This window comes from [Enterobacter] lignolyticus SCF1, assembly GCF_000164865.1.
Classification (GTDB): Bacteria; Pseudomonadota; Gammaproteobacteria; order Enterobacterales; family Enterobacteriaceae; genus Enterobacter_B; species Enterobacter_B lignolyticus.
The window spans coordinates 3,872,162-3,888,198 of the sequence record NC_014618.1 but is presented as its reverse complement, the minus strand read 5'-3'; the positions used below and the strand labels follow the sequence as shown (position 1 = coordinate 3,888,198).

At 57.2% G+C, this 16,037-nt stretch carries 13 protein-coding genes; 7 read left to right on the top strand and 6 right to left on the bottom strand.

Annotation, left to right across the window (positions count from 1 at the left end; translation table 11 throughout):
* Nucleotides 1-22 precede the first annotated feature (22 nt).
* The 4 genes from hofC to nadC all read right to left on the bottom strand — a co-directional run bounded on the left by hofC (nt 23) and on the right by nadC (nt 4,108).
* Nucleotides 23-1,231 (bottom strand): protein transport protein HofC, encoded by a 1,209-nt coding sequence (hofC, locus tag ENTCL_RS18090; RefSeq protein ID WP_044612004.1) that lies wholly within the window; start codon nt 1,229-1,231, stop codon nt 23-25.
* Nucleotides 1,221-2,606 (bottom strand): type II secretion system protein GspE, encoded by a 1,386-nt coding sequence (gspE, locus tag ENTCL_RS18085; protein WP_013367586.1) that lies wholly within the window; start codon nt 2,604-2,606, stop codon nt 1,221-1,223. The genes hofC and gspE overlap by 11 nt, the downstream gene beginning before the upstream one ends.
* A gap of 10 nt (nt 2,607-2,616) precedes the next feature.
* Nucleotides 2,617-3,054, bottom strand: a complete 438-nt coding sequence (gene ppdD, locus ENTCL_RS18080; protein ID WP_013367585.1) for a prepilin peptidase-dependent pilin — start codon at nt 3,052-3,054, stop codon at nt 2,617-2,619.
* 160 nt (nt 3,055-3,214) lie between these two features.
* Complete coding sequence (nadC, locus tag ENTCL_RS18075) at nt 3,215-4,108, bottom strand: carboxylating nicotinate-nucleotide diphosphorylase (protein WP_013367584.1); 894 nt, start codon at nt 4,106-4,108, stop codon at nt 3,215-3,217.
* Between the two features lie 98 nt (nt 4,109-4,206).
* On the opposite strand from nadC, the gene ampD reads away from it, so the two are divergent.
* Complete coding sequence (ampD, locus tag ENTCL_RS18070) at nt 4,207-4,770, top strand: 1,6-anhydro-N-acetylmuramyl-L-alanine amidase AmpD (RefSeq protein ID WP_013367583.1); 564 nt, start codon at nt 4,207-4,209, stop codon at nt 4,768-4,770.
* Nucleotides 4,767-5,621, top strand: a complete 855-nt coding sequence (ampE, locus tag ENTCL_RS18065; protein WP_013367582.1) for a beta-lactamase regulator AmpE — start codon at nt 4,767-4,769, stop codon at nt 5,619-5,621. The genes ampD and ampE overlap by 4 nt, the downstream gene beginning before the upstream one ends.
* 83 nt (nt 5,622-5,704) lie before the next feature.
* Here the strand turns inward: ampE and aroP are convergent, their stop codons facing one another.
* The gene (gene aroP / locus ENTCL_RS18060; RefSeq protein WP_157865560.1) at nt 5,705-7,078 is read right to left on the bottom strand and encodes an aromatic amino acid transporter AroP; all 1,374 of its coding nucleotides are present in this window, start codon (nt 7,076-7,078) and stop codon (nt 5,705-5,707) included.
* 540 nt (nt 7,079-7,618) lie between these two features.
* Between aroP and pdhR the strand changes: the two genes are divergently transcribed.
* The 5 genes from pdhR (at nt 7,619) to ENTCL_RS18035 (ending at nt 15,193) form a co-directional block, all read left to right on the top strand.
* On the top strand, nt 7,619-8,383 hold the full coding sequence (pdhR, locus tag ENTCL_RS18055; RefSeq protein WP_013367580.1) for a pyruvate dehydrogenase complex transcriptional repressor PdhR: 765 nt from the start codon (nt 7,619-7,621) through the stop codon (nt 8,381-8,383).
* Between the two features lie 146 nt (nt 8,384-8,529).
* Nucleotides 8,530-11,193: a pyruvate dehydrogenase (acetyl-transferring), homodimeric type gene (aceE, locus tag ENTCL_RS18050; RefSeq protein WP_013367579.1), complete on the top strand. Its 2,664-nt coding sequence runs from the start codon at nt 8,530-8,532 to the stop codon at nt 11,191-11,193.
* Nucleotides 11,194-11,207: 14 nt separating this feature from the next.
* Nucleotides 11,208-13,082, top strand: a complete 1,875-nt coding sequence (gene aceF / locus ENTCL_RS18045; RefSeq protein WP_013367578.1) for a pyruvate dehydrogenase complex dihydrolipoyllysine-residue acetyltransferase — start codon at nt 11,208-11,210, stop codon at nt 13,080-13,082.
* Nucleotides 13,083-13,281: 199 nt separating this feature from the next.
* Nucleotides 13,282-14,706: a dihydrolipoyl dehydrogenase gene (lpdA, locus tag ENTCL_RS18040; protein WP_013367577.1), complete on the top strand. Its 1,425-nt coding sequence runs from the start codon at nt 13,282-13,284 to the stop codon at nt 14,704-14,706.
* 202 nt (nt 14,707-14,908) lie between these two features.
* Nucleotides 14,909-15,193 (top strand): hypothetical protein, encoded by a 285-nt coding sequence (locus ENTCL_RS18035; protein WP_013367576.1) that lies wholly within the window; start codon nt 14,909-14,911, stop codon nt 15,191-15,193.
* 51 nt (nt 15,194-15,244) lie between these two features.
* Here the strand turns inward: ENTCL_RS18035 and ENTCL_RS18030 are convergent, their stop codons facing one another.
* On the bottom strand, nt 15,245-16,036 hold the full coding sequence (locus ENTCL_RS18030) for a DUF2950 family protein (RefSeq protein ID WP_013367575.1): 792 nt from the start codon (nt 16,034-16,036) through the stop codon (nt 15,245-15,247).
* Between the last annotated feature and the right edge of the window lies 1 nt (nt 16,037).

The following is a 16,037-nucleotide window of genomic DNA, read 5'->3' as shown; positions in this document are numbered from 1 at the left end:
ACGCCAGCGTTTCCTTTCTGCCTCACCCCATCCCCGCGCCGCTGATGGCATCCCCCAGATGAAAAACCGGCAGATACATTGCCACTACCAGCGTACCGATAATACCCCCTGTGACGGCCAGCAGCACCGGCTCCAGCAGCGCCGCCAGATTATCCGCCAGGTGGTGGGTCTGTTCGTCGTAGTAGTGCGCCAGGTTTTCCAGCATCGCATCCAGCGCGCCGGAGGTCTCCCCGGTGCGAATAAGCTGTCGGCAAAGCGGCGTAAACGCGCCGCTATCTTCAAACGCCTGCCATATCGGCTTCCCCTGAGCGACCGCATCGTGAATCTGGCGGATGACGTGCCGCCACCACGGACAACTGAGCGTAGTTTCGACGCTCTCCAGCCCCTGCAGAAAAGGCACTCCGGCGCGCTGGCTTAAAGCCAGCACCATAAAAATGTGGCTGAGCATCTGCCCGCGGCGTAGCGCTGCGAGAACAGGTATTCTTCGCAGGATAGCGGCTTTCCACCATGGCCATCTGCCGGAACGCCGCATCAGCGGGCGCAGCAGCAACGGGGAGAGGATAAGCCCCGCCAGCAAAGGGAAGGCGCGCTCGACCCATACCGATAGCGCCATCACCATACGCGTCAGCGTCGGCAGGGGCGTATTGAAGGTGCGGTATATCTGGGCAAATTCAGGGAGGACAAAGCCGCACATGCCGATAATCACCGCGACGGCGAGCAGAATAACCACCAGCGGATAGCGCAGCGCTTTCGCCACTTTCTGTGCCAGGCGCTGCTGGGCCTGCTGCTGTCTGGCAAGGTGAAAGCAGCAGTGTTCCAGCCTGCCGGTCATCTCCCCGGCGCGGATGGTTGCCGGATAAAGCGGGGGGAAGACCTCGGGCCATTCGCTCATCGCTTCGGATAAGGGGCTGCCCTGCGCCAACCGTACCGCCATATCCTGCAGCAGAGCCTGCCACTGCGCGCTGGGGTGCTGCTCTGACAGCAGCGTGAGCCCTTCGGAAAGCGTCAGCCCCGCCTGTAGCAGGGTCGCCAGCTGCTGCATAAGGTCGCTGCAGTGCTGCGACCGCCACAGCGAGGCCTTCACGGCGTCGCGTTTCAGGCTTAGCGGAATAATTCCCTCGCGCTGGATGTCCTGCATCGCAAGCGCTTTGTCGGTGCTCCAGAGGGCGCCATGCATCGGCTGGCCCTGCGGTGAAACACCGCGCCAGCGCCACAGTTTTTTATTCGCCATGCGGAATACCCAACACCCGCAGCAGCTCTTCCTGGCTGGTTTCGCCGCGTTCCACGGCCAGGCAGCCATGTTCAAACAGGGTCATCATATTGGTCTGTCTGGCCATGCGCGCGAGGGTTCCGGCATCGACGCCGCTGGCGATAAGCTGGCGGATATCGTCGGTTATCACGAGGACTTCAAAAAGCGCAATGCGGCCAAGATAGCCGCCATAGCAGCGCGGGCAGCCAGCGGTTCGCCACCTGGGCAGCGCTCTGGGCCACAGCGCGCGCGGCAGCGCGGCGTGGCTGCCGTTTTGCTGGCGGCAGTGCGGGCAGAGTCGGCGCACCAGACGCTGGGCGACAACCAGCAGCAGCGCCGAGGAGGTTATCCAGCGCGCTACGCCCATTTGCTGTAAGCGCACCAGCGTTTCGCAAGTGGAGTTGGTGTGCAGCGTTGACAGCACCAGATGCCCGGTCTGAGCGGCGTTCAGGGCGATTTCCGCCGTCTCTGCATCGCGAATTTCGCCGACCATGACGATATCTGGGTCCTGGCGCAGCAGCGCGCGCAAAACGCTCTGAAAGTTCAGGCCACTTCGCGGGTTAATCTGCGTCTGGTTAACGCCCGCCAGCGGGATCTCAATGGGATCTTCGACGCTGCAGATATTCACCTCGGGCGTGTTGCGCGCCTGCAGCGCGCTGTAAAGCGTGACGGTTTTCCCGCTGCCGGTCGGCCCGGTGACCAGCATCAGCCCCTGCGGCTGGCGTAACGCGTTGTTAAATGCGCCGAGCTGCTCTGGCGTCATGCCGAGGGTAGAAAGATTAAGCGTTTGCGCAGCCTGCTGGAGCAGACGCAGTACGACTTTTTCTCCATGACGGCAGGGGAGTGTGGCAATGCGAAAAGAGGTCGTGCTATCGCTAAGTTCAACTGAAAACTGCCCGTCCTGCGGCAGCCGCCGTTCTGCAATATCCAGACCGCCGAGCACCTTCAGACGCGCCACCAGCGACGCGCTCATCGCGGCGGGCAGCTCGGAATAGGGATGCAGCACGCCGTCGATGCGTAACCGGACCCGAAGGTTATCCTCGGTGGGTTCAAAATGGATATCCGACGCGCGCTGCTGCAGCGCCCGCTGCAGGGCCTGGTTGAGCACGTCGACGACGCTATCGTTCTCTTCACGCGCGGCGGGCAGGTGCGTTTGCGCCTCACGTGACCGGTGCTGCTCCATTTTTTGCCGATCCCAGCATTCGATATCGATCCGCTTCTGCGTGGCAAAGCGCAGCGCCTGCATCAGTTCCGGCGAGGGGTTGCCGACGACCGCGATACTGAGCATCTGCTCGTCGCTGGCTAATAGCACCGCGTGATGCCGCTGGCACAGGGCCATGAGCGAGTTCTGTTTCATCGGCGTTCTCTCAGGGAGCCTCGAAGCGGAAAACATCTTCGCAGGCCTGCTTCAGGGCGCTGTCGTTGGCGATGTCGCAAACGCGACGCCAGCCGGTGATGCCGTCGGCGTTATCCCAGAGCGCCGTCAGGTTGACCGTCAGTCCGTTGAGGCTTTCCTGACCGCTTAAGCTGACGTTGCCCTGAGCGACCTGCATCGCCGAGACGTAGCGGCTGGTGGTGGGGGAGGGAATACCGTTGCTGCCGCCGTCGCAGGCGCTGAGGCCGCCGTGGTCGAGCGCGCACAGCTCAATCGCCGTGCGGTAGGGCATAAAGGTTTGCAGCATGTCGGTCAGCGCGGCTTTACGCAGATAGTTCTGGTAGGCCGGAATACCGATGGCGCTCAGGATGGCGATGATGCCGATCACCACCATCAGTTCGATCAGGGTAAATCCATGTTGTCTGTTCATCGTCTGGCTCCTGTTATGACGGGAGCACTGTGACAGGCGAGGAAATGGCGTACGAGCGGCAAAATGAGGATTGTCGAACGGGGTTCAGGGCTTTTTGCCCGGTTGCAAAGAGGTTGCGAGAAACAGGGAAGGGGATCGCAAATCCCCTTCCGCTACGGTGCTATTTAAAGCGCATGGAGAGATCCAGCGCGCGCACGTGTTTGGTCAGCGCGCCGACGGAAATGTAGTCCACGCCGGTTTCGGCGAATTCGCGGATGGTGTCAAACGTGACGTTGCCGGACACCTCCAGCTGCGCCTGGCCGTTGGTGATTTTCACCGCTTCGCGCATCTGGTCGGTTTCGAAGTTGTCGAGCATGATGATATCCGCCCCGGCCTTCAGCGCTTCTTCCAGCTCCTTGAGGGTTTCCACTTCGACTTCGACCGGCACATCTGGGTGGATCCAGAACGCTTTTTCGATAGCGTTGCGCACCGAACCGGAGGCGATAATGTGGTTTTCTTTAATCAAAAATGCGTCCGACAGCCCCAGCCGATGGTTTGCGCCGCCGCCGCAGAGCACCGCATATTTCAGCGCGGTACGCAGCCCCGGCAGGGTTTTGCGGGTATCCAGCAGCTGGGTTTGCGTACCGGCGAGCAGCTCGACATAGCGACGCACTTCGCTTGCCACGCCGGAAAGCGTCTGCACGAAGTTTAAGGCGGTGCGCTCGCCGGTCAGCAGTACGCGGGACGGGCCATCAAGCTCGAACAGCGGCTGGTTGGCGACGATAGCATCGCCATCTTCTACGTGCCAGGTGACAGCGACATCATCGCCTGCCAGCTGGACAAAAACTTCCTCTACCCAGCGTTTACCGCAAAATACGCCGTCTTCGCGAGTAATCACGACCGCGTGAGAGCGAGTGTCGGCAGGCAACAACTGGGCGGTAATATCGTTATTGGCATCGACTTCGCCACCGAGATCTTCGCGCAGGGCGTGGGCGACAGCGGCGGGGATATCAAGGTTAATACGTTCCAGCAGCGCGTCACGTCGGTGGTCGGGGTTGTAGCGGCGAGGCGGCATGATAAAACTCCAAATGGTAAGGAATCAGAAGATATAAACATGCTACTCTGAACCAGGTATCAGCACCATACATAAGGCCATGCAAAAGGAGATCCAGCATGCAGTTAGAAAGCGGATGGCTGGTGGGCGCGCGTCGGGTTCCGTCGCCGCATCACGATGGCCGCCCGGAGGGAGAAACCCCCTCGTTGCTGGTGGTTCACAATATCAGCCTGCCGCCCGGCGAATTCGGCGGCCCCTGGATTGACGCATTATTTACCGGCACGATAGACCCCGACGCACATCCCTTTTTTGCTGAGATTGCGCATCTGCGGGTTTCGGCCCATTGCCTGATTCGTCGAGACGGTGAAGTCGTCCAGTATGTTCCTTTTGACAAGCGCGCCTGGCACGCGGGCGTTTCCTGCTACGACGGGCGTGAGCGCTGTAATGATTTCTCTATCGGTATCGAGCTGGAAGGCACCGACACGCTGGCTTATACCGATGCGCAGTATCAGCAACTGGCAGCCTTAACCCGGCTGCTTACGACGGTTTACCCGGCGATGGCTGACCATATCACGGGGCACAGCGATATTGCCCCCGAGCGAAAAACGGATCCCGGCCCGGCTTTTGACTGGCCGCGTTTTCGTTCACTGGTCGCCGGTTCGTCAGATAAGGAGACAACATGACGCTGTTTACGACACTGCTGGTGCTTATCGCCGAACGCTTGTTCAAGCTGGGAGAGCACTGGCAGCTCGATCACCGGCTGGAGGTGCTGTTTCGCCGGATGAAGCACTATTCCATTTCCGCCACCGTGCTGATGACCCTGGTGGCGATGGTTGTCGTCTTTTTGCTCCAGCGCGTCCTGCACGGCGTGCTGTTTAACGTTCCGCTGATGGTGGTCTGGATCCTGATTGGTCTGCTGTGCATCGGCGCGGGTAAGGTGCGCATCCACTACCACGCGTACCTGATGGCCGCCTCGCGCGACGACAGCCGTGCGCGCGAGGCCATGGCCAGCGAGCTGACGCTTATCCACGGCGTGCCGCCGGGCTGCGATGAGCGCGAGTACCTGCGCGAGCTGCAGAATGCGCTGCTGTGGATCAACTACCGTTTTTACCTCGCGCCGTTGTTCTGGTTCGTGGTCGGCGGCCCGTGGGGGCCGGTAACGCTGATGGGATACGCGTTTTTGCGCGCCTGGCAGACGTGGCTTGCGCGCTACCAGACGCCACGGCATCGCCAGGAGTCGGGCGTGGACGCGATTTTACATATTCTGGACTGGGTCCCGGTGCGGCTGGTCGGCGTGGTGTATGCCCTGATAGGCCATGGCGAAAAAGCGCTGCCGGCCTGGTTTGCTTCGCTTGGCGATCGCCACAGCTCCCAGTATCAGGTACTGACGCAGCTGGCGCAGTTCTCACTTGCCCGCGAGCCGCACGTCAATAAGCTGGAGACGCCGAAAGCGGCGGTATCGCTGGCGAAGAAAACGTCCTTCGTGGTGGTGGTGGTGATGGCGCTGCTGACAATTTACGGCACGCTGGTCTGAGCCAGCGTCCGTATTTCTGAATTTTTTCTTTGCAGTCGGGATGCCGGTCGCGGCATCCCGTTTTTTATGCTGGCGACGGGCGATTAATGCGCTTTTACCGCATTTCCGCTTTTCTGTTTGAACAGGTAGCCGACGCCGAGTATGGCTACCCACACCGGGATCAGGTACACGGAAATCGCCATCCCTGGGGTTATCAGCATGATGACCAGCACGGCTGCCATGAACAGCAGGCAGATCCAGTTGCCAAGCGGGTAGAGCAGCGCCGGGAAGCGCGGAGCGACGCCCTGCTGCTGCTTAGCGCGGCGGAATTTCATGTGCGCGAGGCTGATCATCGCCCAGTTGATCACCAATGCGGAGACGACCAGCGCCATCAGCAGGCCGAACGCGGATTCGGGCGCCAGATAGTTAATCAGCACGCACAGCGCGGTAACGACGGCGGAGACCAGAATGGTGTTCACCGGCACGCCGCGTTTGTCGACGTTCAGCAGCGCTTTTGGCGCGTTGCCCTGCTGCGCCAGGCCAAACAGCATGCGGCTGTTGCAGTAAACGCAGCTGTTGTAGACGGAGAGCGCGGCGGTCAGCACCACGATGTTCAGGGCATTGGCGACGAAGGTATCGCCCAGCTCATGGAAAATCAGCACGAACGGGCTGGTATCCGCCGTCACGCGCGTCCACGGCAGCAGAGAAAGCAGCACCGCCAGGGAGCCCACATAGAAAATCAGGATACGGTAAATCACCTGGTTAGTGGCTTTCGGGATGCTCTTTTCCGGGTTATCGGCTTCTGCAGCGGTGATGCCGACCAGCTCCAGCCCGCCGAAAGAGAACATGATAATCGCCATCATCATCACCAGCCCGCTCATGCCGTGAGGCAGGAAGCCGCCTTGTTCCCACAGGTTGCGCACGGTCGCCTGCGGGCCGCCGTTGCCGCTAAACAGCAGCCAGCCGCCGAACAGGATCATCGCCACGACGGCGATCACTTTGATGATGGCAAACCAGAACTCCATTTCACCGAACACTTTCACGTTGGTCAGGTTGATGGCGTTGATGATGACGAAGAAGGCCGCAGCGGAAGCCCAGGTCGGGATTTCCGGGTACCAGAACTGGATGTATTTACCGACCGCGGTCAGCTCCGCCATCGCGACCAGCACGTACAGAACCCAGTAGTTCCAGCCGGAGGCAAAACCGGCGAAGCTGCCCCAGTATTTGTACGCAAAGTGGCTAAAGGAGCCTGCAACCGGCTCTTCCACGACCATTTCGCCTAACTGACGCATGATCAGAAAAGCAATAAACCCTGCGATAGCATAGCCGAGGATTATCCCCGGGCCTGCGGATTGGATAACGGATGCGCTGCCCAGAAACAAACCTGTTCCGATAGCACCACCCAGCGCAATCAGCTGAATATGGCGGTTTTTAAGGCCGCGCTTTAGCTGATCGCCATGCTGTTGACCTTCCATCATGAAACCTCGTGAGTGATTATTTTGTATGCACTGTTGTTGTGTGCGTGTAATTAAGAAATTCCGTTTTCTGTATTTTTTTGTTTACGGTAGAGAGAGGCGAAAGTTGTTCTTGGCTCTTCCGTAGGGTGGAGAATAGTGATAAGTGCGCCCGAATGCACCTGCTTTATGAAGGGATGATGACGGGTTGCCTAAAAAGAAACCAAATGTAAAGCCGCGTCCTGCATACCTCCTCATTCAGTTATGCGTCATAAATGCGAAGTCGTTGAATGAAAATTCATATTTTGCGTTGTTGAATCGCTTCAGATTGCAAAATCCCTCGTTTAATTAAGGTTAAATGTACCCCTTTGGTGGTAAATGTGACATTTTCGCAAAGTTACATTTCTGAAACGTCATTTCTGTAAGGTTGTTAAAATGTGCGTGGTTTCCTGATTTCAATCAAAACCTGTATGGACAGAAGGTGAATACTTTGTTACTTTAGCGTCACGAACTTTAAATTGGTAAGACCAATTGACTCCGGGCTAATGGCAGAGACAGGGAATAATGGCCTACAGCAAAATCCGCCAACCAAAACTATCCGATGTGATTGAGCAGCAGCTGGAGTTTTTGATCCTTGAGGGGACACTGCGCCCCGGCGAAAAACTTCCACCTGAACGCGAACTGGCAAAGCAGTTCGACGTTTCCCGTCCCTCCCTGCGTGAGGCGATTCAACGTCTCGAAGCAAAGGGCCTGCTGCTACGTCGCCAGGGCGGCGGTACGTTTGTGCAAAGTAGCCTGTGGCAGAGCTTTAGCGACCCGCTGGTGGAGCTGCTCTCCGACCACCCTGAATCCCAGTTTGATCTGCTGGAGACCCGTCACGCGCTGGAAGGCATTGCCGCCTATTACGCAGCGCTGCGCAGCACGGAAGAAGACCGTGTGCGGATTAGCGAACTGCATCAGGCGATTGAAAAAGCCCAGCAGTCCGGCGACCTTGACGCCGAATCCAGCGCCGTCGTCCAGTATCAAATTGCCGTCACCGAAGCCGCGCACAATGTTGTGCTGCTTCATCTGCTACGCTGCATGGAACCCATGCTGGCCCAGAACGTTCGCCAGAATTTTGAATTGTTGTATGCCCGTCGGGAGATGCTTCCGCTGGTCAGCAACCATCGTACTCGTATTTTCGAGGCGATAATGGCAAGGGAGCCGGAGCAGGCGCGTGAAGCGTCGCACCGTCACCTGGCCTTCATTGAGGAAATCTTGCTGGACAGAAGCCGTGAACAAAGTCGTCGAGACCGTTCACTGCGACGACTTCAGCAACGTAAGGACTAGCATCAGCGGTTCTTATGGTTTTTAAGCGCCAGTTTTTAGAGCGCGGCAACTAAACGCAGAACCTGTCTTATTGCGTTTTCCTGTGAAAATGCAATGGGACAGGTTCCAGATAAATCAACGTATTAGATAGATAAGGAATACCCCCCATGTCAGAACGTTTCCAAAATGACGTGGATCCGATCGAAACTCGCGACTGGCTACAGGCGATCGAATCGGTCATCCGTGAAGAAGGTGTTGAGCGTGCTCAGTATCTGATCGACCAGCTGCTGTCTGAAGCCCGCAAAGGCGGTGTGAAGGTGGCTGCAGGTACCGGGGCTAGCAACTATGTAAACACCATTGCCGTTGAAGATGAACCGGAATACCCGGGCAATCTGGATCTGGAACGCCGTATTCGTTCTGCTATCCGCTGGAACGCGATCATGACCGTTCTGCGCGCATCCAAGAAAGACCTGGAGCTGGGCGGCCACATGGCGTCCTTCCAGTCTTCAGCGACCGTTTACGAAGTGTGCTTCAACCACTTCTTCCGTGCCCGTAATGAGAAAGACGGCGGCGATCTGGTGTACTTCCAGGGCCACATCTCTCCGGGCATCTACGCGCGTGCGTTCCTGGAAGGTCGTCTGACTGAAGAGCAGATGAACAACTTCCGTCAGGAAGTTCACGGTAAAGGTCTGTCCTCTTACCCGCACCCGAAACTGATGCCGACCTTCTGGCAGTTCCCGACCGTTTCTATGGGTCTGGGCCCGATCGGCGCTATCTATCAGGCTAAGTTCCTGAAATATCTGGAACACCGTGGTCTGAAAGACACTTCCGAACAAACCGTTTACGCCTTCCTGGGCGACGGCGAGATGGACGAGCCGGAATCTAAAGGCGCCATCACCATCGCGACCCGTGAAAAACTGGACAACCTGTGCTTCATCATCAACTGCAACCTGCAGCGTCTGGATGGCCCGGTCACCGGTAACGGCAAAATCATCAACGAACTGGAAGGCATCTTCGCGGGCGCTGGCTGGAACGTTATCAAGGTCATGTGGGGCGGTCGCTGGGACGAGCTGCTGCGTAAAGACACCAGCGGTAAGCTGATTCAGCTGATGAACGAAACCGTTGACGGCGACTACCAGACCTTCAAATCCAAAGACGGCGCGTACGTGCGCGAGCACTTCTTCGGTAAATACCCGGAAACCGCCGCGCTGGTTGCCGACTGGACTGACGAGCAGATCTGGGCCCTGAACCGTGGCGGCCACGATCCGAAGAAAGTCTACGCTGCACTGAAAAAAGCGCAGGACACCAAAGGTAAAGCGACCGTCATCCTGGCCCATACCATCAAAGGTTACGGCATGGGTGATACCGCAGAAGGTAAAAACATCGCGCACCAGGTGAAGAAAATGAACATGGACGGCGTGCGCTATATCCGCGACCGTTTCAACGTTCCAGTCACCGACGAGCAGGTGGAAAACCTGTCTTACATCACCTTCCCGGAAGGGTCTGAAGAGCACAAGTACCTGCACGAACGCCGTCAGGCGCTGAAAGGCTACCTGCCGTCTCGTCAGGTGAACTTCACCGAGAAGCTGGAGCTACCTGCGCTGTCCGATTTCTCCCAGCTGCTGGAAGAGCAGAACAAAGAGATCTCCACGACGATCGCTTTCGTTCGCGCCCTGAACGTGATGCTGAAGAACAAGTCTATCAAAGACCGTCTGGTGCCGATCATCGCTGACGAAGCGCGTACTTTCGGTATGGAAGGTCTGTTCCGTCAGATCGGTATCTACAGCCCGAACGGCCAGCAGTACACCCCGCAGGACCGTGAGCAGGTTGCGTACTACAAAGAAGACGAAAAAGGTCAGATCCTGCAGGAAGGTATCAACGAGCTGGGCGCAGGCGCATCCTGGCTGGCCGCTGCGACCTCTTACAGCACCAACAACCTGCCGATGATCCCGTTCTACATCTACTACTCCATGTTCGGGTTCCAGCGTATCGGCGACCTGTGCTGGCAGGCAGGCGACCAGCAGGCTCGCGGCTTCCTGGTAGGCGGTACTTCCGGTCGTACGACCCTGAACGGCGAAGGTCTGCAGCACGAAGATGGCCACAGCCATATTCAGTCTCTGACTATCCCGAACTGTATCTCTTACGATCCGTCCTACGCGTACGAAGTTGCGGTCATCATGCACGACGGTCTGGAGCGCATGTACGGTGAGAAACAAGAGAACGTTTACTACTACATCACCACGCTGAACGAAAACTACCACATGCCGGCGATGCCGGAAGGCGCTGAGGAAGGTATCCGTAAAGGTATCTACAAACTCGAAACCGTTGCCGGTAGCAAAGGTAAAGTTCAGCTGCTGGGCTCCGGCTCTATCCTGCGTCACGTCCGTGAAGCAGCACAGATCCTGGCGAACGACTACGGCGTAGGTTCCGACGTCTACAGCGTAACCTCCTTCACCGAACTGGCGCGTGATGGCCAGGACTGTGAGCGCTGGAACATGCTGCACCCGATGGAAACGCCGCGCGTTCCGTACATCGCTCAGGTGATGAACGACGCTCCTGCGGTCGCTTCTACTGACTATATGAAACTGTTCGCAGAGCAGGTTCGTACCTATGTACCGGCGGACGACTACCGCGTACTGGGTACCGACGGTTTTGGTCGCTCCGACAGCCGTGAAAACCTGCGTCACCACTTCGAAGTTGATGCTTCCTACGTGGTGGTAGCGGCTCTGGGCGAACTGGCTAAACGTGGCGAAATCGATAAGAAAGTGGTTGCTGACGCAATCGCCAAATTCAACATCGATGCAGAAAAAGTTAACCCGCGTCTGGCGTAAGAGGTAAAAGAATAATGGCTATCGAAATCAATGTACCGGACATCGGGGCTGATGAAGTTGAAATCACCGAGATCCTGGTCAAAGTGGGCGACAAAGTTGAAGCTGAACAGTCGCTGATCACCGTAGAAGGCGACAAAGCCTCTATGGAAGTGCCGTCTCCGCAGGCTGGCATCGTTAAAGAGATCAAAGTCTCTGTTGGCGATAAAACCGAGACCGGCAAACTGATCATGATTTTCGATTCCGCCGAGGGTGCAGCAGCCGCTGCACCTGCGCAGGAAGAGAAAAAAGCAGCGGCTCCGGCGGCTGCGCCTGCTGCCGCGGCGGCAAAAGACGTTCACGTTCCTGACATCGGCGGCGACGAAGTTGAAGTCACCGAAATCCTGGTGAAAGTGGGCGACACCGTTAGCGCTGAGCAGTCCCTGATCACTGTAGAAGGCGACAAAGCCTCTATGGAAGTTCCGGCGCCGTTCGCCGGCACCGTGAAAGAGATCAAAGTGAACACCGGCGACAAAGTGTCCACCGGCTCTCTGATCATGGTCTTCGAAGTGGCGGGCGCTGCGCCTGCTGCTGCGCCTGTACAGGCCGCCGCTCCGGCTGCGGCGGCACCGGCAGCGTCTGGTCCTAAAGAAGTTCACGTACCGGACATCGGCGGCGACGAAGTTGAAGTGACCGAAGTGATGGTTAAAGTGGGCGATAAAATTGCCGCTGAACAGTCGCTGATCACCGTTGAAGGCGATAAGGCTTCCATGGAAGTCCCTGCGCCGTTCGCGGGTACCGTTAAAGAGATCAAAATCAGCACCGGCGACAAAGTGTCTACCGGCTCTCTGATCATGGTCTTCGAAGTAGAAGGCGCTGCGCCTGCCGCTGCTGCTCCGGCACCTGCTGCTGCTCCGGCTCAGGCGGCGAAATCCGCTGCTGCGCCTACGGCTAAAGCGGAAGGCAAATCCGAGTTCGCTGAAAACGACGCTTATATTCACGCGACTCCGCTGATTCGTCGCCTGGCGCGCGAATTCGGCGTTAACCTGGCGAAAGTGAAAGGCACCGGCCGTAAAGGTCGTATCCTGCGCGAAGACGTTCAGGCTTACGTGAAAGACGCGGTGAAACGCGCTGAAGCTGCACCTGCTGCTGCTACCGGCGGCGGTATCCCGGGCATGCTGCCATGGCCGAAAGTGGACTTCAGCAAGTTTGGTGAAATCGAAGAAGTGGAGCTGGGCCGCATCCAGAAAATCTCTGGCGCCAACCTGAGCCGTAACTGGGTGATGATCCCGCACGTTACGCACTTCGATAAGACCGATATCACCGATCTGGAAGCGTTCCGTAAACAGCAGAACGCCGAAGCTGAGAAGCGCAAACTGGACGTGAAATTCACCCCAGTGGTCTTCATCATGAAAGCCGTTGCCGCCGCTCTGGAACAGATGCCGCGCTTTAACAGCTCTCTGTCCGAAGACGGCCAGCGTCTGACCCTGAAAAAGTACATCAACATTGGTGTTGCGGTAGATACGCCGAATGGTCTGGTGGTTCCGGTCTTCAAAGACGTGAACAAGAAGAGCATTACCGAGCTGTCTCGCGAACTGACCGTTATCTCCAAAAAAGCGCGTGACGGTAAGCTGACCGCTGGCGAAATGCAGGGCGGCTGCTTCACCATCTCCAGCATCGGTGGCCTGGGCACCACCCACTTCGCGCCGATCGTGAACGCGCCGGAAGTGGCTATCCTCGGTGTCTCCAAGTCCGCGATGGAGCCGGTGTGGAATGGTAAAGAGTTCATGCCGCGTCTGATGATGCCAATCTCTCTGTCCTTCGACCACCGCGTGATTGACGGTGCTGATGGTGCGCGCTTCATCACCATCATCAACAACATGCTGAGCGACATTCGCCGCCTGGTGATGTAACCGAAAAAGCCGGCCAATCGGCCGGCTTTTTTCTGGTAATCTCATGATGGTAATGGGGTTATTAGTACCAAAGAAAAATCGTTGCCGTTTTGTTGTATCAAAATTTTTAACAATTTTGTAAAATACGGGCGGATAGAACGACCCGGTGGATGATGGGCGACAAGACCAGGGACCGCCGGAAATAAATTAAGAGGTCATGATGAGTACTGAAATCAAAACTCAGGTCGTGGTACTTGGGGCAGGCCCGGCAGGTTATTCTGCAGCCTTCCGTTGCGCTGATTTAGGTCTGGAAACCGTAATCGTAGAACGTTACAGCACCCTCGGCGGTGTTTGTCTGAACGTCGGCTGTATCCCTTCTAAAGCGCTGCTGCACGTAGCGAAAGTTATCGAAGAAGCCAAAGCGCTGGCTGAACACGGTATCGTCTTCGGTGAGCCGAAAACCGATATCGACAAGATTCGTACCTGGAAAGAGAAAGTCATCACTCAGCTGACCGGCGGTCTGGCCGGTATGGCCAAAGGCCGTAAGGTGAAAGTGGTTAACGGTCTGGGTAAATTTACCGGGGCGAACACCCTGGAAGTTGAAGGCGAAAACGGCAAAACCGTGATCAACTTCGACAACGCGATCATCGCGGCGGGTTCCCGTCCGATCCAGCTGCCGTTCATTCCGCACGAAGATCCGCGCGTATGGGATTCCACCGACGCGCTGGAGCTGAAATCCGTACCGAAGCGTATGCTGGTTATGGGCGGCGGTATCATCGGTCTGGAAATGGGTACCGTGTACCATGCGCTGGGTTCAGAGATTGACGTGGTTGAAATGTTCGACCAGGTTATCCCGGCCGCCGACAAAGACATCGTTAAAGTCTTCACCAAGCGCATCAGCAAGAAGTTCAACCTGATGCTGGAAACCAAAGTGACTGCCGTTGAAGCGAAAGAAGACGGTATCTACGTTTCCATGGAAGGCAAAAAAGCGCCAGGCGAACCGCAGCGTTACGACGCCGTGCTGGTGGCTATCGGCCGCGTGCCAAACGGTAAAAACCTCGACGCGGGCAAAGCCGGTGTGGAAGTGGACGACCGTGGCTTCATCCGCGTTGACAAGCAGCTGCGCACCAACGTGCCGCACATCTTCGCTATCGGCGATATCGTCGGTCAGCCGATGCTGGCGCACAAAGGCGTTCATGAAGGTCACGTTGCCGCTGAAGTTATCGCAGGCATGAAGCACTACTTCGATCCGAAAGTGATCCCGTCAATTGCCTACACTGAGCCAGAAGTGGCATGGGTAGGTCTGACTGAGAAAGAAGCGAAAGAGAAAGGCATCAGCTACGAAACCGCCACCTTCCCGTGGGCTGCTTCTGGCCGTGCTATCGCTTCCGACTGCGCAGACGGTATGACTAAACTGATTTTCGACAAAGAGACTCACCGCGTGATCGGTGGTGCGATTGTTGGCACCAACGGCGGCGAGCTGCTGGGTGAAATCGGTCTGGCTATCGAAATGGGCTGCGACGCTGAAGACATCGCGCTGACCATCCACGCGCACCCGACCCTGCATGAGTCCGTGGGCCTGGCGGCGGAAGTGTTCGAAGGTAGCATCACCGACCTGCCGAACCCGAAAGCGAAGAAGAAGTAATTTTCCTTCTTCAGTGAAAAGAGCGGCTGCTACAGCCGCTTTTTTTATGGGGAAATTCGGCAAATCGAAGCGATAACTCCTTGTTTGCACATGTTTCAGTGAAATAAATCGCTACATCTTGTCGATTTTTGGAAAGTAATACCGCACTAAACTTATAGCGTGAGAATTATTTGAAAATACCAGGCTATTTGTGAGGTGCAAGATGAAAACATTTCTGACAACAGTCGTATTATCCGCCGCCGTTTTCTCAGGTATGGCCGCCGCCGCCGATCCGGTTATTCCATGGGCCGATAACAGCGGTGGTACCGAGAGCACGCATATCGCCGCGATGGGCCAGAATCTGAATGCGCAGCATCAGGCGATTACTAAAACGCAGGAAGGGGTGTGGGCAACCAACTCCGGCAGCATCAGCGCCGACGAAGCGGCGCTGGGCAGCACGAAACCTGCCGTTGTCGCCCAGCCGGGCCTGATGCCGCATCAGGGATAATTCAGCGTCTGGCGGGTAAAAAAAGACCAGGCGGCGCCTGGTCTTTTCTGTTTACTGCGTCACTTCCTGCCAGCCGTCCGGGTTAAAGACGGTAATGGCGTTGGCATGCGCGGCGGAGTCCTCGCCTTCGTTAGCCTGCCAGACCTGGTCGTCCTGGTTTACCATAAAGCTCATAATGCCGGTTTCACCATATTTCACCGGCCAGGCAATCAGAGCGAAGCCCTGCTTGTCTTTATCCGGAATGATACGGAAGCGGTAGCCGTGATAGCCCATGCCGGGTTCGGTAGGGCTGTACGCAGGCCCCAACGGGCTAGGATCTTCGCCGGGCTGTACGGGCCAGTAAAGACCGTCTTTTTTCCCTTCGCTGCTAATCAGCTTGCCCGCGTAGTTCTGAAAACGCTGGTAGTACTCCTCCTGCGCATCGACATAGCCGTGCATGGCCTGGATGGCGGCAAGCTCGTTACGGCCAACCTCGCGCACCTGAATTTCGTCTGCCGCCTCGGCCATATCGAAATGCCAGCCAGACCCCGTTTTGATCATCGGGATCGGTAGCTGCCAGTTTTCCAGGCCGACGTTAAGGTGCGCCTTGTCACCTTGTGTGACGATCTGGTGGCCGTCTTTCCAGTCGCGCAGGAAGCGGGCCACCGCCTCCGGGTCGGCGCCTTCTGGCGGCAGGTAGCGGCGCCAGTTATCGCCAAGCACTTCGGTTAGCGCCTGCTCGTTGTGGCTGGAAATAGCCGCCTCCAGCGCCGTAGCCGCTTTTTCCGGGGTGGAGAAGTGCTGCTGGGCAAATACGGGTAACGCAAACAGCGCCAGCATTGCGGTGATTATCTGTTTCTTCATG